This window comes from Streptomyces auratus, assembly GCF_050433025.1.
Classification (GTDB): domain Bacteria; phylum Actinomycetota; class Actinomycetes; order Streptomycetales; family Streptomycetaceae; genus Streptomyces; species Streptomyces sioyaensis.
The window spans coordinates 488,815-510,727 of the sequence record NZ_JBNGCB010000003.1 but is presented as its reverse complement, the minus strand read 5'-3'; the positions used below and the strand labels follow the sequence as shown (position 1 = coordinate 510,727).

23 protein-coding genes are annotated in these 21,913 nt (G+C 71.5%); 13 read left to right on the top strand and 10 right to left on the bottom strand.

The genetic code is table 11. From position 1 onward, the window contains the following. Positions 1-33: 33 nt before the first annotated feature. Positions 34-144 carry a hypothetical protein gene (locus tag BKA18_RS21905; protein WP_429638760.1) on the bottom strand — a complete coding sequence of 37 codons (111 nt, stop codon included), beginning with the start codon at positions 142-144 and terminating at the stop codon, positions 34-36. A gap of 240 nt (positions 145-384) precedes the next feature. Between BKA18_RS21905 and BKA18_RS21900 the strand changes: the two genes are divergently transcribed. Both BKA18_RS21900 and BKA18_RS21895 read left to right on the top strand, forming a co-directional pair. Next, positions 385-1,152, top strand: a complete 768-nt coding sequence (locus tag BKA18_RS21900) for a dienelactone hydrolase family protein (RefSeq protein ID WP_366048542.1) — start codon at positions 385-387, stop codon at positions 1,150-1,152. A 340-nt stretch (positions 1,153-1,492) separates the two neighbouring features. Beyond that, positions 1,493-1,783, top strand: coding sequence for a hypothetical protein (locus BKA18_RS21895; RefSeq protein ID WP_429638509.1), 291 nt, complete (start codon positions 1,493-1,495; stop codon positions 1,781-1,783). Between the two features lie 245 nt (positions 1,784-2,028). Here the strand turns inward: BKA18_RS21895 and BKA18_RS21890 are convergent, their stop codons facing one another. Beyond that, a complete protein-coding gene (locus tag BKA18_RS21890; RefSeq protein ID WP_366048543.1) occupies positions 2,029-4,974 on the bottom strand; it encodes an FAD-binding and (Fe-S)-binding domain-containing protein in 2,946 nt (981 codons plus the stop codon). Positions 4,975-5,292: 318 nt separating this feature from the next. On the opposite strand from BKA18_RS21890, the gene serC reads away from it, so the two are divergent. Next, a complete protein-coding gene (serC, locus tag BKA18_RS21885; protein WP_366048544.1) occupies positions 5,293-6,411 on the top strand; it encodes a phosphoserine transaminase in 1,119 nt (372 codons plus the stop codon). 151 nt (positions 6,412-6,562) lie between these two features. Continuing rightward, a complete protein-coding gene (locus BKA18_RS21880; protein WP_366048545.1) occupies positions 6,563-7,003 on the top strand; it encodes a PPOX class F420-dependent oxidoreductase in 441 nt (146 codons plus the stop codon). Positions 7,004-7,039: 36 nt separating this feature from the next. Here the strand turns inward: BKA18_RS21880 and BKA18_RS21875 are convergent, their stop codons facing one another. Beyond that, the gene (locus tag BKA18_RS21875) at positions 7,040-8,035 is read right to left on the bottom strand and encodes an SdiA-regulated/phytase-like domain-containing protein (RefSeq protein ID WP_366048546.1); all 996 of its coding nucleotides are present in this window, start codon (positions 8,033-8,035) and stop codon (positions 7,040-7,042) included. A gap of 131 nt (positions 8,036-8,166) precedes the next feature. Here BKA18_RS21875 and BKA18_RS21870 point away from each other — a divergent pair, with 131 nt between their 5' ends. Beyond that, positions 8,167-8,868 carry a GDSL-type esterase/lipase family protein gene (locus tag BKA18_RS21870; protein ID WP_366048569.1) on the top strand — a complete coding sequence of 234 codons (702 nt, stop codon included), beginning with the start codon at positions 8,167-8,169 and terminating at the stop codon, positions 8,866-8,868. A gap of 30 nt (positions 8,869-8,898) precedes the next feature. Here BKA18_RS21870 and BKA18_RS21865 read toward each other — a convergent pair whose 3' ends face one another. Beyond that, positions 8,899-9,486 (bottom strand): TetR/AcrR family transcriptional regulator, encoded by a 588-nt coding sequence (locus BKA18_RS21865; protein WP_366048547.1) that lies wholly within the window; start codon positions 9,484-9,486, stop codon positions 8,899-8,901. Between the two features lie 372 nt (positions 9,487-9,858). Here BKA18_RS21865 and BKA18_RS21860 point away from each other — a divergent pair, with 372 nt between their 5' ends. Then, the gene (locus BKA18_RS21860) at positions 9,859-10,857 is read left to right on the top strand and encodes an aldo/keto reductase (RefSeq protein ID WP_366048548.1); all 999 of its coding nucleotides are present in this window, start codon (positions 9,859-9,861) and stop codon (positions 10,855-10,857) included. A gap of 289 nt (positions 10,858-11,146) precedes the next feature. On the opposite strand, the gene thpR is transcribed toward BKA18_RS21860, so the two are convergent. Together thpR and BKA18_RS21850 are read right to left on the bottom strand one after the other, a co-directional pair. Next, the gene (thpR, locus tag BKA18_RS21855) at positions 11,147-11,716 is read right to left on the bottom strand and encodes an RNA 2',3'-cyclic phosphodiesterase (RefSeq protein WP_366048549.1); all 570 of its coding nucleotides are present in this window, start codon (positions 11,714-11,716) and stop codon (positions 11,147-11,149) included. Between the two features lie 118 nt (positions 11,717-11,834). After that, a complete protein-coding gene (locus tag BKA18_RS21850; RefSeq protein WP_366048550.1) occupies positions 11,835-12,227 on the bottom strand; it encodes a nuclear transport factor 2 family protein in 393 nt (130 codons plus the stop codon). A 102-nt stretch (positions 12,228-12,329) separates the two neighbouring features. Between BKA18_RS21850 and BKA18_RS21845 the strand changes: the two genes are divergently transcribed. Further along, positions 12,330-12,773 (top strand): MarR family winged helix-turn-helix transcriptional regulator, encoded by a 444-nt coding sequence (locus BKA18_RS21845; RefSeq protein ID WP_366048551.1) that lies wholly within the window; start codon positions 12,330-12,332, stop codon positions 12,771-12,773. Positions 12,774-12,926: 153 nt separating this feature from the next. Here BKA18_RS21845 and BKA18_RS21840 read toward each other — a convergent pair whose 3' ends face one another. After that, positions 12,927-14,357 (bottom strand): MFS transporter, encoded by a 1,431-nt coding sequence (locus BKA18_RS21840; RefSeq protein ID WP_366048552.1) that lies wholly within the window; start codon positions 14,355-14,357, stop codon positions 12,927-12,929. A 29-nt stretch (positions 14,358-14,386) separates the two neighbouring features. Beyond that, positions 14,387-14,851 carry a MarR family winged helix-turn-helix transcriptional regulator gene (locus BKA18_RS21835; RefSeq protein WP_006603817.1) on the bottom strand — a complete coding sequence of 155 codons (465 nt, stop codon included), beginning with the start codon at positions 14,849-14,851 and terminating at the stop codon, positions 14,387-14,389. Between the two features lie 124 nt (positions 14,852-14,975). Here BKA18_RS21835 and BKA18_RS21830 point away from each other — a divergent pair, with 124 nt between their 5' ends. Next, the gene (locus BKA18_RS21830) at positions 14,976-15,155 is read left to right on the top strand and encodes a ribbon-helix-helix protein, CopG family (protein WP_366048553.1); all 180 of its coding nucleotides are present in this window, start codon (positions 14,976-14,978) and stop codon (positions 15,153-15,155) included. A gap of 12 nt (positions 15,156-15,167) precedes the next feature. Here BKA18_RS21830 and BKA18_RS21825 read toward each other — a convergent pair whose 3' ends face one another. Continuing rightward, entirely contained in the window at positions 15,168-16,640 is a 1,473-nt protein-coding gene (locus BKA18_RS21825; protein ID WP_366048554.1) for an NCS2 family permease, read from the bottom strand. Between the two features lie 272 nt (positions 16,641-16,912). On the opposite strand from BKA18_RS21825, the gene BKA18_RS21820 reads away from it, so the two are divergent. The 5 genes from BKA18_RS21820 (at position 16,913) to BKA18_RS21800 (ending at position 20,974) form a co-directional block, all read left to right on the top strand. Further along, positions 16,913-17,176 carry a DUF2530 domain-containing protein gene (locus BKA18_RS21820; protein ID WP_093484657.1) on the top strand — a complete coding sequence of 88 codons (264 nt, stop codon included), beginning with the start codon at positions 16,913-16,915 and terminating at the stop codon, positions 17,174-17,176. 74 nt (positions 17,177-17,250) lie between these two features. Then, positions 17,251-19,665, top strand: a complete 2,415-nt coding sequence (locus tag BKA18_RS21815; protein ID WP_366048555.1) for an HAD-IC family P-type ATPase — start codon at positions 17,251-17,253, stop codon at positions 19,663-19,665. 144 nt (positions 19,666-19,809) lie between these two features. After that, positions 19,810-20,019 carry a hypothetical protein gene (locus BKA18_RS21810; protein ID WP_366048556.1) on the top strand — a complete coding sequence of 70 codons (210 nt, stop codon included), beginning with the start codon at positions 19,810-19,812 and terminating at the stop codon, positions 20,017-20,019. Between the two features lie 51 nt (positions 20,020-20,070). Then, positions 20,071-20,247, top strand: a complete 177-nt coding sequence (locus BKA18_RS21805) for a hypothetical protein (RefSeq protein ID WP_366048557.1) — start codon at positions 20,071-20,073, stop codon at positions 20,245-20,247. A gap of 79 nt (positions 20,248-20,326) precedes the next feature. Then, a complete protein-coding gene (locus BKA18_RS21800; RefSeq protein WP_366048558.1) occupies positions 20,327-20,974 on the top strand; it encodes a class I SAM-dependent DNA methyltransferase in 648 nt (215 codons plus the stop codon). A gap of 149 nt (positions 20,975-21,123) precedes the next feature. On the opposite strand, the gene BKA18_RS21795 is transcribed toward BKA18_RS21800, so the two are convergent. Then, a complete protein-coding gene (locus BKA18_RS21795; protein WP_366048559.1) occupies positions 21,124-21,858 on the bottom strand; it encodes a TetR/AcrR family transcriptional regulator in 735 nt (244 codons plus the stop codon). Positions 21,859-21,913 lie beyond the last annotated feature (55 nt).

Sequence of the window (21,913 nt, the reverse complement as noted above, 5' to 3'; positions counted from 1 at the left end):
AGCCGTTTCAGAGAGCCGCGGACTCGTCAGCCTTCAACGTCTCCATGAACGAAGCCCACGCGCCTGCGCCCACGACGAGATGAGGGGGCCGGCGGGATCCTTGCTGTCGCGTATGGCCGTGACCTGCGGGACGTTGCGCGCCACTGCCACGCACTCGCCCTGCGAACCGCTGTAGCTGGACTTGTAAAACCTGAACTAATCCTGCCGCGAGGGTCAGCCTCCAACACCGTGGCCTGGACAGGTGATCCGACAGCGCTGCCGTGGGGGCGGGGTTTGTGACGGTTCTTGTGGGCCCTCGCCGTATTTCAGAGGGATACGCGCGCTGTTCTGCCAGCGGCAGAACACCGGCCGGACCGGGCTCGACGATCACTACAGTCCAGTCTCATGACGACGATTACGACGCGTACGGTCGAGTACCCGGCCGACGGTTTGACGATGATCGGGCACCTCGCTCTCCCGGCCGGTGTCGACCGCCGGCCCGCGGTGCTGCTCGGGCCAGAGGGCACGGGGCTCAGCGACGTCGAGCGCCGCCGGGCCGATGCTCTCGCCGAGCTGGGATATATAGCGCTGGCCTTCGACCTTCACGGCGGGCGCTATTTGGGCGACCCCGAGGAGATGCTGGCCCGTTGCATGCCGCTGCTCGCCGACCCCGATCGGATGCGGGGCATCGGCCATGCGGCGCTCGACGTGTTGCGTGCCGAACCGCGGACCGACCCCGACCGGATCGCCGCCGTGGGCTACGGCACCGGGGGCGCCGTCGGGCTGGAACTCGGGCGCGACGGCGTCAACCTGCGTGCGATCGGGACAGTCAACGCACTGACCACGGGCCGACCGGGCGAGGCGGCGCGCATTCGCTGCCCGGTGTGGGCCGGGGTCGGGTCGGAAGACCCGATCATGCCGCCCGCGCAACGGGACGCGTTCACCGCAGAGATGCAGGCTGCGGGCGTCGACTGGCGCCTCGCGGTCTACGGCGGCGCCTTGCACGCCTTCCACCACCCGCCGGTCGACCACACCGTGCGTCCCGGCGTCGGCTACCACCCACGGCACGCGCAGCGAGCCTGGCGCGACGTCGTCGACCTGCTCGCCGAGTGCCTGCCCGTGACGGAGGATCTGGGGCATGACCCAGGCAAGCATGCTGGCCCCGGGCACTGACAGTCCACTCCCCTCAAGTCCGCACAGCAGAAAGGCATTCGGGCGGTTACTCGATCGCGGAGACGTAGTCACAACTACCGCAGCACATACCGGATTTACTGCGGCAGAGCCCCTACCGTGATCACCGCGACCTGCGGCGGACCAATCCGGCCGCCCTCAACGTGGAAGACCTCCACCCGCAGGACAAGCGCGGCAGGATCACCGCCAGGGCGGGGCGACCGAGTGGATCCACTGGCAGTCCGGCACCGCCCAGCTCCTGCCCCGCCTCATCGCCCGCCGTACCCGCAGCCCGCTGTTCCTCACCGACCGCAAGGCCCCGGCCGGAACACCCACGCTCGACGTGTCCCCGGAGACCGGCCGGGCCCGGCTCTCCTACCGCCGCGCCGAGGAGATCTTCGAGGAGAACACCCGGCTGCTGGCAAACCCCCTCGCCGGGGCCATGGCCGCACTTCAGCGAGGCGAGCCGTGCGGTCTTGCCCTCGCTTGCGCCGGGGCCTGGGTGGAATGGTCCGCCAGGCCTGCCCTCTTTCTGCCCCTTGCCGACGGGGCACCGGGAACACCGGCCCCGCGCCGAGCCGGTCGGCCGACGGGGTTCGGGGCGCCCCTGACACCGCGCAACGGCTTCCCGTAGGGGAAGCGGACGACGAACACGCGGGGGCCCGGTGCACCCCGGTCGCTCGGGCGGGCGCCGACGCGCCAGGGAGCGGGCTACCGCCCAGAAAAGCTTATTTCGAGTCCGCGCGTGAGCGAAGGTAGCGCCATCCGACGCACACCGGCGCGCCCGGCGCACACCACGGCGGCGGGTTCCCCGCTCTCCTCGGATCCAGCGCCACGGCGGCCTCCGTACCCGCCCCCCCGCGCCACGTCCGGCTCCCCCTACCCCTCCGCCCCTCCCGCCCCGGCCGAGTCGTCCTCACCCAGCTCCTCCTCCAACGCCTCCGCCAGCACCTCCGCCAGATGCCGGCCGGGGCGATCGCCCAGCTGCTCCAGCTGCGTGCGGCAGGAGAAACCATCGGCGAGGATTTCCGTGTCGGGGGTGGCTTCCCGGACGGCCGGGAGGAGTTGGTCCTCGGCGCAGGCCACCGACACCTCGTAGTGGCCGCGTTCGAAGCCGAAGTTGCCGGCCAGACCGCAGCAGCCGCCGGTCAACGAGCCGGTGAGTCCGGCGCGTTCGCGTAGCCGGCGGTCGGCGGCGTCGCCCAGGACCGCGTGCTGGTGGCAGTGGGTCTGGCCGGCGACGGGGCGGTCGAGGTGCGGGGGGCGCCAGTCGGGGGCCAGTTCCTCCAGGGCCTGGGCGAAGGTCCGTACGGAGGTGGCCAGGTGGGCTGCCCGAGGGTCATCGGAGAGCAGTTCGGGCAGGTCCGTGCGGAGGGCGGCGGCGCAGCTGGGTTCGAGGACGATCAGGGGGCGGCCGTCCTGGAGGAGCGGGCCGAGCACGTCCACCGTGCGGCGCATGACGGCGCGGGCCTGGTCGAGCTGGCCGGTGGAGACGTAGGTCAGGCCGCAGCACAGCGGGCGGTGGCGGCGCGGGAGGGGGGCAGCGCCCGTGCGCAGGGGCGCGGTCGGCGGGAGGAGGGGGCGCAGGCCGGCCGCTTCCAGGACGCGGACGGCGGAGCGGCCGACCTGGGGGGAGAGGTGGTTGGTGAAGGTGTCGGGCCAGAGGACGACCGTACGGCCGGAGGCGGAGTCGGGGGCCCCGGTGGTCCGGCGCCGGTGCCACCACCAGTGGGTGAAGGTCTCGGTGGCCAGGGTGGGGATCGGGCGCTCGGGGGCGATCCCGCCGAGGCGTTTGCCGAGGGCGGCCAGGGGCGTACGGGCGAGGGCGTTGAGGGCCGGGGCCAACGGGGCGGCGGCGTGCAGCCACTGGGGGAGGCGGCCCATGGAGTAGTGGGCGGCGGGGCGCCGCCGGCCCTCGTAGTGGTGGTGGAGGAACTCCGCCTTGTAGGTGGCCATGTCGACGCCCACGGGGCAGTCGCTGCGGCAGCCCTTGCAGGAGAGGCAGAGGTCGAGGGCGTCGCGTACCTCCGGCGACTGCCAGCCGTCCGTGATCACCTCGCCGGCCAGCATCTCGTGCAGCAGCCGGGCCCGGCCCCTGGTGGAGTGCTGCTCCTCGCCGGTGGCGCGGAAGGACGGGCACATGACGTCCGCCGAGGCCGGACCGGTGGTGGTGTTGCGGCATTTGGCGACGCCCACGCAGCGGCGGACGGCCGCGGAGAAGTCGCCGTGGTCGTGCGGGTAGCCGAACTCGACCGGGACCGGGCGCTTGGGCAGCAGCTCGAAGCGGAGGTTCTCGTCGAGCCGGGCGGGACGGACCAGCATGCCGGGGTTGAGGCCGGCGGCCGGGTCCCAGAGCGACTTGAACCGCTCGAAGAGGCCGACCAGCTCCGGGCCGTACATCTTCGGGAGGAGCTCGGCGCGCGCCTGGCCGTCGCCGTGTTCGCCGGAGAGCGAGCCGCCGTGCGCGACGACCAGCTCGCCCAGGTCGTAGGAGAACTCCCGGAAGCGGCGGATGCCGGGGGCGGTCAGCAGGTCGAAGTCGATACGGATGTGGATGCAGCCGTCGCCGAAGTGGCCGTACGGCGTGCCGCGCAGGCCGTGCTGGGCCAGCAGGGCACGGAAGTCCCGCAGATACGGGCCGAGTCGGGCCGGGGGAACGGCACAGTCCTCCCAGCCGGGCCAGGCTTCGCTGCCGTCAGTCAACCGGGTGGCGGTGCCCGAGGCATCCTCGCGGATCCGCCAGAGCGCGCGCTGTCCGGCCGGGTCGGTGACGAGGGCGTGGTCGGTGGTGCCGTCCGCGGCCGCCGCCCGGCACAGCGCCTCGGCACGGGCCGCCGCCTCGCCGGGGCTCGCGCCGCCCATCTCCACGAACAGCCAGGCGCCGCCCTTGGGCAGCCCGGCCGCGCTGCCCACCAGGTCGGCGGCCATCCCCTCGACGGTCATCGGGCGGTGCGGAAGGAGGGTGTGCGCGGCCTCGGCGGCGGCGCTCTCGTCGGGGTAGCCGAGGACGGCGAGGGCCCGGGCGGCGGGGGTCTCCACCAGGCGTACGGTCGCCTCGGTCAGCACCCCGAGGGTGCCCTCGCTGCCGGTCAGGGCGCGGGCGAGGTCGGTGCCCGCTTCCGGGAGCAGCGCGTCCAGGGCGTATCCGGAGATCCGGCGGGGGAGGTCGGGATAGCCGGTGCGCAACAGCGCCAACTCCGCGTCCACCAGCGCTTTCACGCCGTCCCGCAGCCGCGGCGGAAGGCCGGTGGGGGCGCCGGTGGGGTCCGTGCCCCGGCCGGCCCGTACCTGCTCGCCGCCGTAGGTGAGCAGCTCCAGCGCGCGGACGCTGTCGGCGGTGGTGCCCCAGGCCACCGAGTGCGAGCCGCAGGAGTTGTTGCCGATCATGCCGCCGAGGGTGCAGCGGCTGTGGGTGGAGGGGTCGGGTCCGAAGGTCAGCTGATGGGCACCGGCCGCCGCCCGCAGGTCGTCGAGGATGACGCCGGGCTGGACGACGGCGGTGCGGGCGGCGGGGTCCAGCGACACGATGCGGTTCAGGTGCCGGGTGAAGTCCAGCACCACGCCCACCCCGGTCGCCTGCCCGGCGATGCTGGTGCCGCCACCGCGCGGCACCACCGGCACCGCATGCTCCCGGCACACCCGCAGCGCCGCCGCGACGTCCTCGGCGTCCCGTGGCGCGACGACCGCCATGGGCACCCGCCGGTAATTCGAGGCGTCCATCGTCACCAGCGCCCGGTCGGCCGCGGCGAACGAGACCTCCCCCCGCACCGCGGCCGCCAACTCCTCCGCCAGATTCCGCTTCTCCGTCTCCGTGCGATCAGCCATGTCCCCAGCCTGCCCACTGGGACGGGGGCGTGGCCCGTCGGCGGGGCCGTTAATTGGGGAGGGCGGGGGCAAATTTCGGACGGTGGCCGGCAGGCGGTCCCCCGGCCGCGAAGCGTCCGGCCGGTCCCCGTGGCCGTCGACCCGGCGGTACGGCTCTTGGGGCGGGGCGCTGGCCGGGGCGCCCCATACGGGTGACGGCGGGGACGGCGCGGAGGGCTAGGACGGGCCGCCGCCCGGCCGTCCACCGTACGGGCGGCCGGCATCTCACCCGCTGGACGCGCCGCCGAACCCCGCAGCGCGACGGATTAGGCTTCCCCCGTGGCTGATATCCAGATCCCCGCTGACATCAAGCCCGCCGACGGACGCTTCGGCGCGGGCCCCTCCAAGGTGCGTACGGAGGCGCTCGGCGCCCTGGCCGCCACCGGTAGCTCCCTTCTCGGCACGTCCCACCGCCAGGCCCCGGTCAAGAGCCTGGTCGGCAAGGTGCGCGACGGCGTGCGCGACCTCTTCCAGCTCCCCGAGGGTTACGAGGTCGTCCTCGGCAACGGCGGTTCCACCGCGTTCTGGGACATCGCGACGCACGGTCTGATCGAGCGCAAGTCCCAGCACCTCTCCTTCGGTGAGTTCTCCTCGAAGTTCGCGAAGGCCGCCAAGCTGGCCCCGTGGCTGGACGAGCCCACCGTCATCTCCGCCGACCCGGGCAGCCACCCGGACCCGGAGGCGGAGGCGGGCGTGGACGTCTACGGCTTCACCCACAACGAGACCTCGACCGGTGTCGCCGCGCCCATCAAGCGCGTCGCGGGCGCGGACGAGGGCGCGCTGGTGCTGGTCGACGCCACCTCCGGCGCCGGCGGTCTGCCCGTGGACATCACCGAGACGGACGTCTACTACTTCGCCCCGCAGAAGTCCTTCGCCTCCGACGGCGGTCTGTGGCTGGCGGCCTTCTCCCCCGCCGCCCTGGAGCGCGCCCGCGCCATCCACGCCTCGGGCCGCCACATCCCGGAGTTCTTCTCGCTCCCCACGGCGATCGACAACTCCCTGAAGAACCAGACGTACAACACCCCGGCGCTGTCGACCCTCTTCCTGCTCAACGAGCAGCTGGAGTGGATCAACGGCCAGGGCGGCCTGGACTGGGCGGTGCGCCGCACCGCCACCTCCTCGCGCACCCTCTACGGCTGGGCCGAGGACTCCAAGTACGCCACCCCGTTCGTCGTCGACCCGGCCAAGCGCTCGCAGGTCATCGGCACCATCGACTTCGACGAGGGCATCGACGCCGCCGCCGTCGCCAAGGCCCTGCGCGCCAACGGCATCGTCGACACCGAGCCCTACCGCAAGCTCGGCCGCAACCAGCTGCGGATCGCGATGTTCCCGGCGATCGACCCGGCGGACGTCGAGGCCCTGACGGCCTGCGTCGACTACGTGATCGGCAAGCTGTAGCGGCGGGTCCGGCCCGGCCGGACCCGCACCACAGGCCCCGGCGGGCTTCCCGCCGGGGCCTGTGCCGTCGGGGTGGGCCGCACCGCCGGACTCCCCCGAACGGACGCATCGCATTGTGACCGAACGGGCCGGATATGCCTGTATGGGTGCCATGACGAATCCCCCGGTGCCCGGCCTCGCACCCTTCGAACGGCAAGGCACGATCCTGCTGACCACGTACAAGCGGGACGGCACGGGCGTCGGCACACCCATCAATATCGCCGTCGACGGCGATCACGCCTATCTGCGGACGTACGGCAGCGCCTGGAAGGTCAAGCGGATGCGGAACTTCCCGGAGGTGGAGATCTGCGCGTCCACCTGGCGGGGGCGGCCCACCGGGCCCCCCGTCCGGGCGCGGGTGCGGCTACTGGATCCGCAGACCCGGGAGTACCGCCGCGCGGAGCGCTCGCTGACCCGGAAGTACCCGCTGATCCACGGACTGCTGGTACCCCTGGCCCACCGGCTGAAGAAGGAGCCGACGCTCCATTACGAGCTACGCCTGGCCGAGGAGGCGGGAGCAACGGGCGAGGGCCAGGGCCAGGGCCAGGGCTAGGGCCAGGGCTAGGGACTGTCCCCGGCTCCTGCCGGCCTACCGCCGCCGGAACAGCCTCCGCACCCCGACCACCAACGCCGTCGCCACGCCGAGAACCATGGCCCCCTTGATGAAGGACGGGTCCATATCGGTGCCCGAACTCCCCTTCCCTTCCCGCCCGTTGGCGCCGTCCCCGTTCGCCGGGTCGTCCTTCACCGAGTCCGGCAACTGCCCCTCGCTCAGGCCGACCGGCTTGACCTCGCTGGACTCGCCCTCGGAGCCGTACATCAGGGTGCGGCCGTCGAGGGTGAAGGTGACCGATTCGCCCTGCTGCTGCACTGGTACGCCCACGCTGCCGAGGTCCTTGGGGCGGCCGTTCTGCCAGCGGTAGATCCGGGCGCCGAAGTAACTGCGCAGCACCAGCCGGCTGCCGTCGGGGGAGAACGCACCGTCGGTCACCCACAGGTCGATCGGGGCGACCTTGCGGAAGGTGTTGGTGGTGCCGGCGGTCAGCCGCTGCGGGCCCTCGTAGAGCGCGCCGCCGCCGTCCTGTTTCTTGCTGGCGATGTAGACCCGGCCCGTCTTGGGGTGCACCATCAGCGCCTCGGCGTCCCGCGGGCCGTCCGCGTACTTCACGGTGAACTGGGTGGCGGTGACGGTGGCATCGCGCAGCGTCTTCGGTTCGGGGAGGCGGTAGATCCAGACGTGGTCCCAGGAGCCGCCGAGGTTGTCGCCGATGTCGCCGACGTAGAGGTTGCCGTCCGGGCCGACCGAGATCGCCTCGACGTCGCGGGGCGAGCCGATGCCGCGCAGCGTGATCCTGGCGACCGTGCGGCCCGATCGTGCGTCGACGGCGTAGAGGTACGGGCCGTCGTCGCTGTCGTTGTGGGTCCAGTAGATCCCGGGGTGCGCACGGCTGGCGGCCAGGCCGCTGGACTCGGTGATCCGGGGGTCGCCGATGGTGAAGCCGTCGGGCTCGTCGGCGGCGGCGGGCACCATGGACGCCGACCACAGGATTCCCGCGGCACCGGCCGCGCACAGAAGCGAACGCATGGGCACAGACTGCCATCCCGGACGGCGGCAGGCGGACCGACGGCGGTCGTCGCGGGGCCGGACGGGCGGGCGTGGCCAGCGTCACGTACCCGGGAGTAGGGGTTCTCGGCCATCATGACCGGATGAGGATCATGTTCGTCGGTGACTCGATGACGATAGGGAGCACCGGCGATTTCACCTGGCGCTACCGGATGTGGCAGCACCTGAACGCGACGTCCGGCGACCCGTACCGCATCGTCGGCCCGCGCCGGGCGCTCCATGACCCCGCCACCGGCACCGCCGCCTCGTCCGCCTACGCCGACCCGGACTTCCCCGAGGAGGCCCGCTGCCATCTCGCCGGCTGGGGTGAGGGCTGGCTGCACATGGCCCCGCTGATCGGCGACGTGGTGCGCCGGTACGAGGCCGACACCCTGCTGGTCTCGCTCGGCCTGATAGACCTCGGCTTCTACACGAACGCCGAGCAGACCGCGGAGAACGTCCGGCGCTTCGTGGCCGCGGCACGGCAGGCCGCGCCGCACGTGCGGGCGGTGCTGATGCCGGTGATACCCAATGTGCGGGCCGCGACGGACGCCGCGTTCGGTGTGCAGTGCGCGCGCTTCAACGAGCTGCTGGCCAAGGCCGTCGCCGATCTCTCCGTCCCCGGCTCGCCGTTGCTGCTGGCCTCCGTACCGGACGGGTGGGACATCGAGCGCGCCACCTACGACGGGACGCATCCCTCGGCGCGGGGCGAGCGGCTGCTGGCGGGGGCGTTCGCCGATGCGCTGCACCAGGCGTGGGGCGTCGGCGGCCCGTACTCCGCCACCGGGCTCCAGGAGGCCCTGCCCGCACCGTGAGGTCGGGTCGCCGGTACGGTCCGGCACCGCTCAGGAGGCGGCCGGCGCCGTCCACGAGTCGGCCAGCGCACACAGCTCCGCCAGCGCCGCCTCCGTCCGCGCACGGTCGCCGGTGACCAGGAAGTCGGCCCGCAGGCCCGCGTAGGCGCTGTTCAGAAACGTGGCGTGCACCCGCGCCGGGCCGGGGGCGAGGCCGCGGGCGCACAGGGCGCCGGCGACGAAGTCGGCGCGGTCCGCAAGGAACTTCGGGACCCGGCCGCCGAGCCGGCCGGCCGCCGCCAGCCCCTCGATCTCGTGCAGGAGTCTGGTCGCGCCGAGGTGTTCGGGCTCCAGGTGGCGCCGCCAGGAGTCCTGTATGAGCGCACCGATGCCGCGCGAGGCGTCGTCCCAGCCCTCGGCGGCCCGCAGCTGGGCGTGCTGGATCTCGTCCAGCCGTGCCAGGACGGCGGTGAGCAGATCGTCCTTGTCCGCGAAGTGGTGGGTGAGCACCCGGGTGCTGTGCCCGAGCGCCCGGGCCAGCGGGCGCAGGGAGAGGTTGACGAGCCCGGTCTCGGCGAGATGGCCGATGGCCGCATCGAGGATCTCGGTACGGCGGTGGGGGTCGCGGGGCCTGGCCATCGGTCGGACTCCTCGTGAGGCGGGGATCGCTGGGCGGGCGTGGGGGCTCTCCGGGCACTGCGAGCTGCACGGACACTGCGCGGACCCACCACCTACCCTAATTAAGGAAACAGACGTTGCGGCAAGGGCCTGCCGTTGCGCCCGCCGGTCGCGGAGGCGTCACCCTCCCCCCTCGCTCTGCGTCCTGACACCCCGTACCGTCACCCTCCGGACCAGCGCCTTCGCCCGACGTAGGCGTACTTCCCATAGCCAGCTGTCACATGACGACCTGTCAGGCATCGAGGAAGAGGCCATGCCCTCCGCACCGAACACCCGGAGGCGCTCCCCTGGGTCCTTGCTTCGAGCGCACTTCAAGGCGTTGGCTGAACAACCATGAAGTACACGCAGCTCGGACGTACCGGACTCAAGGTCAGCCGACTCGTCCTCGGCACGATGAACTTCGGACCCCAGACGGACGAGTCCCACAGCCACACGATCATGGACGCGGCGCAGACCGCGGGCATCAACTTCTTCGACACCGCCAATGTCTACGGCTTCGGCGCCGACAAGGGCCGTACCGAGGAGATCGTCGGCTCCTGGTTCGCCAAGGGCGGCGACCGGCGGGACAAGACCGTGCTGGCCACCAAGGGCTACGCCAACATGGCGCCGGAGGGCGGCAAGGTCTGGCCCAACCACGACAAGCTCTCCGCGCTCAACATCCGGCGCTCGGTGGACGCCAGCCTCAAGCGGCTGGGCACCGACTACATCGACCTCTACCAGTTCCACCATGTCGACCGGGACACGCCCTGGGACGAGATCTGGCAGGCCATGGACGTCCTCGTCCAGCAGGGCAAGATCCTCTACGTCGGTTCCTCCAACCACGCCGGCTGGCATCTCGCCCGCGCCAACGAGACCGCCGCCCGTCGCGGTTCGTTGGGCCTGGTCAGCGAGCAGTGCCTGTACAACCTCGCCGAGCGGCGCGCCGAGATGGAGGTCATCCCGGCCGCCGAGGGCTACGGCCTGGGCGTCATCCCCTGGTCGCCGCTGCACGGCGGACTGCTGGGCGGCGCACTGCGCAAGGAGCGCGAGGGCGGAGGGGGCCGCTCGACCGTCGGACGCTCGGCCGATGCCCTCGCCAACTCCGCGATCCGCGCCCAGATCCAGTCCTACGAGGATCTGCTCGACAAGCACGGTCTGGAGCCCGGTGAGGTCGCGCTGGCCTGGCTGCTCACCCGTCCCGGCGTCACCGGCCCGATCGTCGGCCCGCGCACCGCGGACCAGCTCGCCTCCGCACTGCGCGCCGTCGAGCTGACCCTCCCGGACGAGCTCCTCGCCTCGCTCGACGAGATCTTCCCCGGCCCCGGGCCGAGCCCGGAGGCCTTCGCCTGGTGAGCAGGGCGGGCGCCCGGAGCCGGCACCGGCCGGACGCCGGGCGCCCGTCGGCGGGCGCGGCGGTGCTCAGCGCAACGCCGCCGCCACGATCACGACGATGAGCAGCACGGCGAGAAGTCCGGACATGATCCGGTTACGGGTTTTGGGATCCACCCCCTGAGCGTAACCGGGGCAGATCCGAACGATTCAGCGGCCCGGGTCGGTATCGCCCGGCGCCCGGCCGGGGACGAGCAGCCGGACGGGGACGGGCCGCCGGACGGGGACGGGCAACCGGACCGGCCCCGGCGGCTCAGTGGCCGAGCGGCCAGGACCCGACCTCTTCGTACCTGGGCTGGCGGCCCGCCTCGCCGGGTGCGGGGAGGCGGCTGTGCATCAGCGAGAGGGCGTCGACGGTCCAGGTGGTGCCGGCGAACTCCTTGAGCGCGTGTGCATACGGGCGCAGATCCAGGTGGGGGACCCGGTTCCGGGCCAGGGTGAGGTGCGGCGTGTAGGGGCGGTGCTCGTCGTCCATGGCGAGGCCGGCCCGGCGGCCCGCCGCCGACGCCGAGTCGGCGAGCCGGCGCATGGCGGGGCGGTCGCCGTCGGCCCCGGCCCACACCACCCGGTCCGAGAAGCGGCCCCCGCCGGCGATCCGCAGCTCGTACGGGTCACGGCGATGCGCGGCGCGGGCCAGGCGCTCCCGGAGCCCGGGGACCAGGTCCTCGGGCACCTCGCCGTAGAAGGCCAGGGTGAAGTGCCAGCCGTCGCGGCCGGTCCACCGCAGCCGGTCGGCGGCCGGGAGGGCCTTCAACTGCGCGACCTCGGCGGCCAGTTCTTCCAGCGCGCGAGGGGAGGGCAGGACGGCCGCGAAGAGTCTCATGCGGCCAGTGTGGCGCAGCACACCGCCCGTCCAGCGGATGCCGGACCGACCTGGCGCCGCGGACGGCCGTGTTGAGCAGCACGGCCGACCGCCCCCGCATACCGCTCGTCATCCCACCTCAGCGGGCGCTGCCCAGGTCCCGGTCCGCGTCGGACCCTTCGAGCATGAGGGTGGTCTCCTCGATGCGGCGAAAGCGGCCGTCGGCTGCGAATTCCCCGAACACATAGACCTCCGTGCGCACGGCGGATCCGTCCTTCTTCGTGACGTGGACCGTGTGCCGGTCGGCGTAGCGGAGGCCGTCGGACAGCTCGTCGTGGACCTCGATGGAGCCGTCGACCACGACCGTGCGGAGGTGGGCGATGTGCTGGAGGAATTCGTTGCGGTCGGCCCACCCTCCGTCCGTGCGCTGACGGTAGTCGGGGGCGAAGTGCCGGTCGGCGGCTTCGTCGAGGCCGAGTGCGGGAGTGAAGAGCAGGTCGGTGAGTGCGGCGGCGATACCGGTGCGGCTCATGGCGCGATCCTTTCGGGCGTCCCTCACGGGAATGCGTGCGCTGCGCACGCTTCTCGCTCACCATAGCGCACATGCGTGCGCAGCGCACGCTAATCTGGCGAGATGAAGACCGCTGTTGGAGACGAGATCGCCGATGCCCTGGGCGTGCTGCTCAGGCGCAGCACCCGCACGAAGCTGTATCGCACGCTGACCGACGGCATGGGGGACGCCGTGGACGAGCTGACCTACCCGGTTCTCAGCGGGCTGGCCAGGACCGGGCCGCGCAGCGCCGCCCACCTGGCCCCCGATGTGGGACTCGACCGCTCCGGCGTCACCCGCCGCGCGTCCAGACTGGAGGAGGCCGGTCTCGTACGGCGCGAACCGGACCCCGCGGACCGGCGCGCGACGCTGCTCGCCCTTACGGAAGAGGGCGAACGCACGGTGGAGATCCTGCGCCGGCGCCTGTCCGCCCATATCGAGGCCAGCCTCGCCTCCTGGCCGGCCGGCGAAGCCAAAACCTTCGCGCGCCACCTCCGGCGCTTCCTCGCCGAGGGGCCGTTCGCCTAGGGACGAGGTGCGGTGCCAGCCCCCGCGAGCCCTGCAAGATCCAAACGACAGCCCCTAGCCACCACCGGCCGGCGCCCCATCACGCGGGCGCCGGCCGGTCGTCCTCCACCAGGGCGGAAAGCCCTGCCAGGCGGCCCAGGGCGGAAAGCCCCGCTAGGCGGCCGGTGCCAGGTCCCTCTCTGCGGACGAGGTGGTCGGGCAGCTGCGGGGGACGACGGCGACGTGCCGTCGGCCGCGGCGCAGGTCGATCTTGAGGCGCAGACCGCCCACCCGCGCGAGGATCAGACCGATGACGAGCGCGGCACCCATGGAGATCGCGCCGCCCGCCACGAAGCCGGTGCGGGGGCCGAAGGTGTCGGTGACCCAGCCGACGACCGGGGCGCCGAGCGGGGTGCCGCCCACGAAGACCATCATGAACAGGCTCATCACCCGGCCCCGCATCAGCGGATCGGTGGCCATCTGGATGCTCGCATTCGCGGTGACGTTGATCGTCAGGCCGACCATGCCGATCGGGGCGAGCAGCGCCGCGAAGACCCAGAACGACGGGGCGAGCGCGGCGGCGATCTCCAGGGCGCCGAAGAGCAGTGCCGCACCGACCAGCAGCCGCAGCCGGGAGCCGGCCCGGCGGGCCGCGAGCAGCGCGCCGATCAGCGAACCGGCCGCCATCAGCCCGTTGAACAGGGAGTACGTGCCGGCGCCCTGGTGGTAGACGTGGTGCGCGAACGCGGTCAGCCAGATCGGGAAGTTGAAGCCGAAGGTCCCGATGAAGCCGACCAGCACGATCGGCCAGATCAGGTCGGGGCGCCCGGAGACGTACCGCAGGCCCTCCCGCAACTGCCCCTTGCTGCGCGGGGCCCGCTCGACCTCGTGGAGCTCGGACGTCCGCATCATCAGCAGTCCGGCGATCGGGGCGAGGAACGACAGGCCGTTGAACAGAAAGGCCCAGCCGCTGCCGAACGCGGTGATCAGCACACCGGCGACGGCGGGCCCGATCAGCCGCGCGGACTGGAAGTTGGCGGAGTTGAGGCTGACGGCGTTGCTCAGCTCGTCCTGGCCGACCATCTCGGAGACGAACGCCTGCCGGCAGGGGTTGTCGACGACGGTGACCATTCCGAGGGCGAAGGCGACCAGGTAGACGTGCCAGACCTGCACCTCTCCGCTGAGCGTGAGCACGGCGAGGGCCAGGCCGGTCAGGCCCATGGCGGACTGGGTCAGGAACAGCAGCGTGCGCTTGGCGAAGCGGTCGGCGATGACGCCGCCGTAGAGGCCGAAGAGCAGCATCGGCAGGAACTGCAGCGCGGTGGTGATACCGACCGCGGCGGAGGAGCCGGTGAGGCTGAGCACCAGCCAGTCCTGGGCGATGCGCTGCATCCAGGTGCCCGTGTTGGACACCATCTGGCCGGTGGCGAAAAGGCGGTAATTACGTATACGGAGCGAGCTGAACGTGCCCTTGCGCGGCGTGGCGGCGGGGCCTGCGGCGAGCGCCGGGGCAGTGCCCGGGGCGGTCGCGGTCGCGTCGTCGGAAACCGTGTCGTGGTGGGAGTTCGGTGCGGGGGCGGAAGGTGCTCCGGATCCCGTACTCAAAGTGGGTTCGCCTCCTCGGGCTCGGTGTTCTACAACTGGGCGAGCTTCTCCAGTACCGGCGCGGCGGCGCGCACCTTCGCCCACTCGTCCTCGTCCAGCCCGGAGGCCAGCTCGGCGAGCCAGGCGTTGCGCTTGCGGCGGCTCTCTTCGAGCATCGCCTCGGCCTGCTCGGTCTGGGTGACGACCTTCTGACGGCGGTCGTCGGGGTGCGGTTCGAGCCGGACCAGCCCCTTGGCCTCCAGCATGGCCACGATGCGGGTCATCGACGGCGGCTGCACATGCTCCTTGCGGGCCAGCTCCCCGGGGGTGGCGTGGCCGCAGCGGAACAGGGTGCCGAGCACCGACATCTCGGTGGGGCTCAGCGACTCATCGACCCGCTGGTGCTTGAGCCGGCGCGACAGGCGCATCACGGCGGACCGCAGCGCGTTCACCGCGGCTGCGTCGTCTGGGGGCACCTCGCGGCCGTCAGGCTCGGGGCGGGACAGTTCCGGCATGTTCCTTAGCGTAACTCATTACCTTACCTAAGGAAAGCCGGAACCCCCATGCAAATCACCCGAACGAGTGAGGGCGCGGGGGAAAGTGACGCACCTGACCGCAGGAGGACGGGACCGTGTCCGCATGGGATCGCGAGTGCTCAGCGTGCGGGTGGACGGGGAACTGCTGGAGCGCATACGGCAGCACGCCGCAAAACGCGGAATGAGCGTCCAGGACTATGTGGTCCGGACGCTCATTCGCGAGGACTTCGACGAGCGGTTCCACTCCTCGCTCGACAAGTCGGAGAAGCTGGGGTTCCAGTAGCCGGCTACTTGGCTACTTGACTCCGAGTGCCTGCTCGATCGGATGGAGCAGGAAGTAGACCAGGAAGAACAACCCGACGACGTTCAGCAGCCAGGGAATCTCCTTGACCCGCCCGGTCGCCGCGCGCAGCAGGATGAAGGCCAGGACGCCGATGCCGATGCCGTTGGTGATGCTGTAGGAGAACGGCATCGAGATCATCGTCAGGAACGCCGGGATGCCGATGGTGAAGTCGCCCCAGCCGATGGCCTGCACGTTCGAGGCCATGATCAGGAAGCCGACTACCACCAGCGCGGGCGTCGCGGCCTGCGAGGGGACGACGGTCGCCAGCGGCGTGAAGATCAGCGCGAGCAGGAAGAGACCGCCGGTCATCAGGTTCGCCAGACCCGTGCGGGCGCCCTCGCCGACACCGGCGGTGGACTCCACGAAGCAGGTGTTGGCGGAGGCGGAGCCGAAGCCGCCGCCGGCGACCGCGAGGCCGTCGACCATGAGGATCTTGCCCATGTTCGGCAGCTGGCCGGTCTCGTTGTTCAGCAGACCGGCCTCCTCGCCGACGCCGATGATGGTGCCCATCGCGTCGAAGAAGCCGGACAGCAGCACGGTGAAGACGAACAGGCAGCCGGTCAGTACGCCGACTTCCTTGAAGCCGCCGAACAGGCTGATCTGCCCGATCAGCCCGAAGTCCGGGGTGTCGACGATCTTGCTCGGGACGTTCGGGACCGCCAGGCCCCAGGCCGCGTCCGGGATGTTCGCGACGGCGTTGATGACGATCGCGAGGACGGCCATGCTGACCATGCCGATCAGGATCGCGCCCTTGGTCTTGCGGACGACCAGCACGCACATCAGCACCAGACCGATCACGAAGACCAGCACCGGCCAGCCCTGGAGCTGTCCGCCCTGACCGAGACCCATCGGGACGGTGGTGTGCGCGGCGTCCGGGTTACGGGTCACAAAGCCCGCGTCGACCAGGCCGATCAGCGAGATGAACAGGCCGATGCCGATGGCGATGGCGCGCCGCAGACCGTTGGGGATCGCATCCATCACCCGCTGCCGCAGGCCCGAGGCGACCAGGACCATCAGCACCAGACCGGCGAGCACGACCATGCCCATCGCGTCCGGCCAGCTCATCTTGGGCGCGAGCTGCAACGCGACCACGGCGTTGATGCCCAGGCCCGCCGCGATGGCGATCGGCACATTGCCGATGACCCCCATCAGGACCGTGCTCAGACCGGCCATCAGCGCGGTGGCGGTGACCAGCTGGGCGTTGTCGAGGTGATGGCCGAACTTGTCGACACCGGAGCCGAGGATGATCGGGTTCAGCACGATGATGTAGGCCATCGCGAAGAACGTCGCCAGCCCGCCGCGCAGTTCGCGGCCGACCGTCGACCCCCGCTCGGAGATCTTGAAGAAGCGGTCGAAGGCGTTCTTGGGCGGCTTCGGACCGGGGCTTTCGAGGGTGTCGACCGGCGTGGTGGCCGAGGGGGGCATGCGGGGACCTCAGTAGGACGGGCCTGGGCAGGCGCGGGGGCCCGAGGGCCCGGAACACGGACGGATGCAGAAGCTGAGGGATCAGCTTGGATGAATCGACGACCCAATCCGGCCAGTCCCAGAAAGGTTCAGTATGAATAAACAATTCGTTGATCGCTATCTCCGCGCGTAGACCCTTGGGGGGCATGCCTTCGCGCCCGCTCTCGTACGCCCCGCACCCTGCCCTTACACCGCCCGCGGCCCCCGCACCCCCTCCCCGTAAGCTGAGCCCCATGTGGAAGAAGTCCGAACTGCGCGAGGCCCCGGCGCCTCTGGAGGGCCCCGTCGTCGGCACGGTCATCGGCGGCACCATCATCTGGTTCGTGCTCTTCCTCGGGCAGCTCCCCTTCTACGGCTGGTACGCCGACCACGGCCACGCCTGGTGGGTGTGGAGCTGTCTGGCCGGCGGCGGCCTGGGACTGGTGGGCATCTGGTACGTCCGCAAGCGCGACGCCGCGATCAAGCGGGCCGCCGCGGCGGCCGACGCCGAATCCTGAGCGCCGCAACTTCTCGCTCCGGCCTCCGCCCATCCAGCGGGTGAAGTGCACCTTCCGCCCGTAACGTCGAGGGCATGACGGAGCGGGCGAGGGCCGACGCCGAGCACCCCGGCCCCGGCGGTGAGCCGGCCGGCCGGCCGGTCCGGCAACCGGTCAACCCCGGGCTGACCGCCGCCGAGGTCGCGGAGCGGGTCGCCCGGGGCGAGGTCAACGACGTCCCCGTACGGTCCTCCCGCTCGGCCGTCGAGATCGTCCGGGCCAATGTCTTCACCCGCTTCAACGCGATCATCGGCGTGCTGTTCGTGATCATCCTGATCGTCGGGCCGCTCCAGGACGGCCTGTTCGGCTTCGTCATCGTCGCCAACACCGGCATCGGCATCGTCCAGGAGCTGCGCGCCAAGAAGACACTGGACAACCTGGCGGTCATCAGCGAGGCCCGACCGACCGTGCGGCGCGACGGCACCGCCGGGCAGATCCCCACCGCCGAGGTCGTCCTCGGCGACCTCATCGAACTCGGGCCGGGCGACAAGGTCATCGTCGACGGCGAGACCCTGGAGTCCGACGGCCTGGAGATCGACGAATCGCTGCTGACCGGCGAGGCCGACCCGGTCCTCAAGAAGCCCGGCGAGACGGTGATGTCGGGCAGCTTCGTGGTGGCCGGCGTCGGCGCCTTCACCGCGACCAAGGTCGGCCGGCAGGCGTACGCGGCCCAGCTCGCCGAGGAGGCCAGCCGGTTCACCCTGGTCCACTCCGAACTGCGCACCGGCATCAGCCAGATCCTCAAGTACGTGACCTGGATGATGATCCCGACCGCGATCGGCCTCATCCTGAGCCATCTGCTCACCCTCGGACTGCCCGGCGACGCGGCCATCCGCCGCATGGTCGCCGGCATCGTGCCGATGATCCCCGAAGGCCTGGTGCTGCTCACCTCCGTCGCCTTCGCGATCGGCGTGATCCGGCTCGGCCGCAAGAAGTGCCTGGTCCAGGAGTTGCCCGCGATCGAGGGGCTGGCCCGGGTCGATGTGGTCTGCCTGGACAAGACAGGCACGCTGACCGAGGGCGGGATGGACGTCAAGGCGCTACGGGTCCTCGACGGCGACGAGGCGTACGCCGCCCAGGTCCTGGGCGCGCTGGGCGCCTGCGATCCGCGCCCCAACGCCTCCCTCCAGGCGGTCATCGACGCCTATCCGGCGGACGGCACCTGGCGCTGCACCCGGTCACTGCCGTTCTCCTCCGCACGCAAATACAGCGGCGCGACCCTCAGCGGCCCGGACGGCGAGCACGCCGGCTGGCTGCTCGGCGCCCCCGATGTGCTGCTGCCGCCCGGCGACCAGCGCCTCACCGACGTCGACGACCTCAACGCACAGGGCCTGCGGGTACTGCTGCTGGCCCGGTCCGCACGGGAGCTGGACGACCCCGAGGTCGCCCAAGGTGTGCGGCCCGTCGCCCTGGTGGTCCTGGAACAGCGGCTGCGCCCCGACGCCCCCGACACCCTGCGCTACTTCGCGGAGCAGGGCGTCCAGGCGAAGGTCATCTCCGGCGACAACGCCGTGTCGGTCGGCGCGGTGGCCGCCCACCTGGGGCTGCCGGGCGCCGAGGCCCCGGTGGACGCGCGCGAACTGCCCGCCGACAAGGCCGAGATGGCGTCCGTACTCGACCGGGCCGCGGTCTTCGGCCGCGTCACCCCGCAGCAGAAGCGGGACATGGTCGCCGGCCTCCAGCTGCGCAGCCACACGGTCGCGATGACCGGTGACGGCGTCAACGACGTCCTCGCCCTCAAGGACGCCGACATCGGCGTCGCCATGGGCTCCGGCTCCGAGGCGACCCGCGCCGTCGCCCAGATCGTCCTGCTCAACAACAGCTTCGCCACGCTGCCTTCGGTCGTCGCCGAGGGCCGCCGGGTGATCGGCAACATCACCCGGGTCGCCACCCTCTTCCTCACCAAGACCGTCTACTCGGTCCTGCTGGCGATCCTGGTGGCCTGCTGCCAGATCCCCTACCCCTACTTGCCGCGGCACCTGACGCTGCTCTCCACCCTGACCATCGGCATCCCCGCGTTCTTCCTGGCGCTGGCCCCCAACAAGGAGCGCGCCCGCCCGCACTTCGTCCGCCGGGTGATGCGCTACGCCATCCCCTCCGGCCTGATCACGGGCCTCGCCGCCTTCGCCACCTACCTCCTGGCCCGCAGCTACTACACCGGCCCCGGCTCCCTCTCCGCCGAGACCAGCACCGCGACCCTGACCCTCTTCCTCGCCGCCCTCTGGGTCCTGGCGATCATCGCCCGCCCCTACACCTGGTGGCGGATCGCCCTGGTCCTGGCGATGGGCCTGGCCTTCGTCCTCGTCCTGGCCACCCCCTGGCTGCAACACTTCTTCGCGCTGCGCCTGGTCGGCACGACGATGCCCTGGGCGGCCGTCGCCATCGCGCTGGTGGCGGCGGCGCTGCTGGAGATCACGTGGCGGTGGGTGGGGCGGCGGTTCCCGGCGTGAGGGTGGGGCTTCGCGGCCTGAGGGTGGCGCGACGAATTCCCGGCCTGAGGGCGATGGTTCCCGGGCTGAGCGTGGGGCGACGGTTCCCGGGCTGAGGGGGCCCGGCATGCCCTCGCCCGCCCGTCTCCCCTAGAGTCCGTGTGCATGACATTCCATCCGGGGGACCACGCGTACGAACTGCTGGCGCGCTCGCACCACCACTCCACCACCCACAAATCCACCAGCCATGTCAGCCACTACTCGACCGGCCACCACACCCCCGGCGTCAGCTTCGGCGGCTGGTGGATGATCGTGGTCGGCGCCGTCATCGCCTTCATCTGGGTCTTCGCCAAGCGGAAGTTCGGCTCCCGCTGACGGCGGACCGCGACGGCCCGACCTCCGGCCTGCCCACTACACTCCGGCCCCATGACATTCCACTCGGGGGACCTGGCCTACAGGGTGCTGGCCCGCTCGCATCACCACTACCACCACTACAGCGGCGGCACCGGTGACGGCGCCGTCGACTGGTGGGTGTGGCCCCTCCTCGCCCTCTCCGCCCTCGTCGTCATCTGGAGCCTCGTCAAGCGGTTCCGCTCGAACTGACCCCGCGCCGCCGGGTCCGAGAGCTGCTCGGTCCACCGTTCTTGAAACGCAGGCCCTCCCCTCCCACTACGGTCTCCGGGTGACCGAACTCGACACCGTGCACGCCACCCGCGAGGCCTACGACGCCATCGCCCCCACCTACGCGCAGATGTTCCACGACCCCTTGGGCGACCGTCCTTTGGAGCGCGCCCTGCTGAGTGCCTTCGCGGAGCTGGTGCGGGCGAACGGCGACGGCGGGGTCGCGGACCTGGGCTGCGGACCGGGCCAGCTGACAGCTCACCTCCACGGGCTGGGCCTGAACGCCTTCGGCGTCGACGCCTCCCCTGTGATGGTCGGGCTCGCCCGCGAAGCCCACCCCGGGCTGCGGTTCGAGGTCGGCTCGATGGCCGCGCTGGACATCGAGGACGGCGCGCTCGGCGGGGTGCTCTCGCGGTGGTCCGTCATCCACACCCCGCCGCAGGACCTGCCCGCCGTCTTCGCCGAGATCGCCCGGGTCCTGGCTCCCGGCGGGCCCCTGTTGATCGAATTCCCTGCCACCGACGGTCCCCACCACGAGACGCAGGCCTACGACCACACGGTGGTGACGGCCTACCGCTGGTGCCCCGACCGCCTCTCCGAGCTCCTGCGCGATCACGGACTGGCAGAGTCGGCCCGCCTGGTGATCGAGCCGAAGCCCACCGACCGGCGGCAGTTCCAGGAAATCCAGCTCCTCGCGCACAGGGCGTAGACCGAGGAACCACTCAGCCGATCACGTGACGACATCGGCTCGGATCGCTGGTCCGGGCAACGGGCGGGATCAGCAAAACGAGACGAAGCAGCCCAGCGGGACACGTGATCGCCCGGACCGCCGCTAGGGGGTGTCCGATGGGACAGACCCTAGCTGTCGATCCTGACCGCGATGCCGTCGAGTACGTAGTCGAGTCCCGTCTCGAACTGCCAGGCCGCGTCGTCTTTGCGCCCGGCCCCGAGGGCGTAGCGCCGGTAGGTCGGGTAGCGGCCGGTCTCCATCAGATAGGTCATCTGGGGTGCGAGCGCGCGGCGGGTCTCGTCGCCGCTGGCCCAGCCGTTGTCCTCCATGTACTGGCGTAGCGCCACCTCGGACTGTGCCGCGCCGTGCACATAGGCGTTGACCGCGCGGAAGGCGGCCATCATCGAGTCGGTGTCCATGCCGTGGCCGTCGAGCGCGGCAAGCTGGCGTTCCGCGACCGCCATCCGGTTCGGCGTCAGCACGAAGTGCGGTGTGGGCAGCTGGGCCAGCCAGGGATGCCGCAGCATCATGTCGCGACTGGCCAGTGCGTAGGCGCGCAGGATGTCGCGCCAGCCGGTCACCTCGTCGGGTACGGCGAGTTCGGCCGTGACCTGGTCGACCATCAGCGCCCACAGGTCGTCCTTGCCCGAGACATGGCGGTACGCGGCCATGGGTGCGACGCCCAGCTCGGTGGCGAGGCGGCGCATGGTGACGGCGGCGAAGCCCTCGGCGTCGGCGACCTGCACCGCCACAGCGGCGATCTTCTGCGGCGTCAGTGAGGCGCGAGGCGCGGCGGCGGGGCGCTCCATGCGCTCCCACAGCACGGGCGCATCCGCATCTCTGCTCTTCTTCTGGGCTGCCACGAGTGGGCTCCTCTCCGGCCGACCGTCCGTGTACAGCGTATCGCCAGTAGACGGC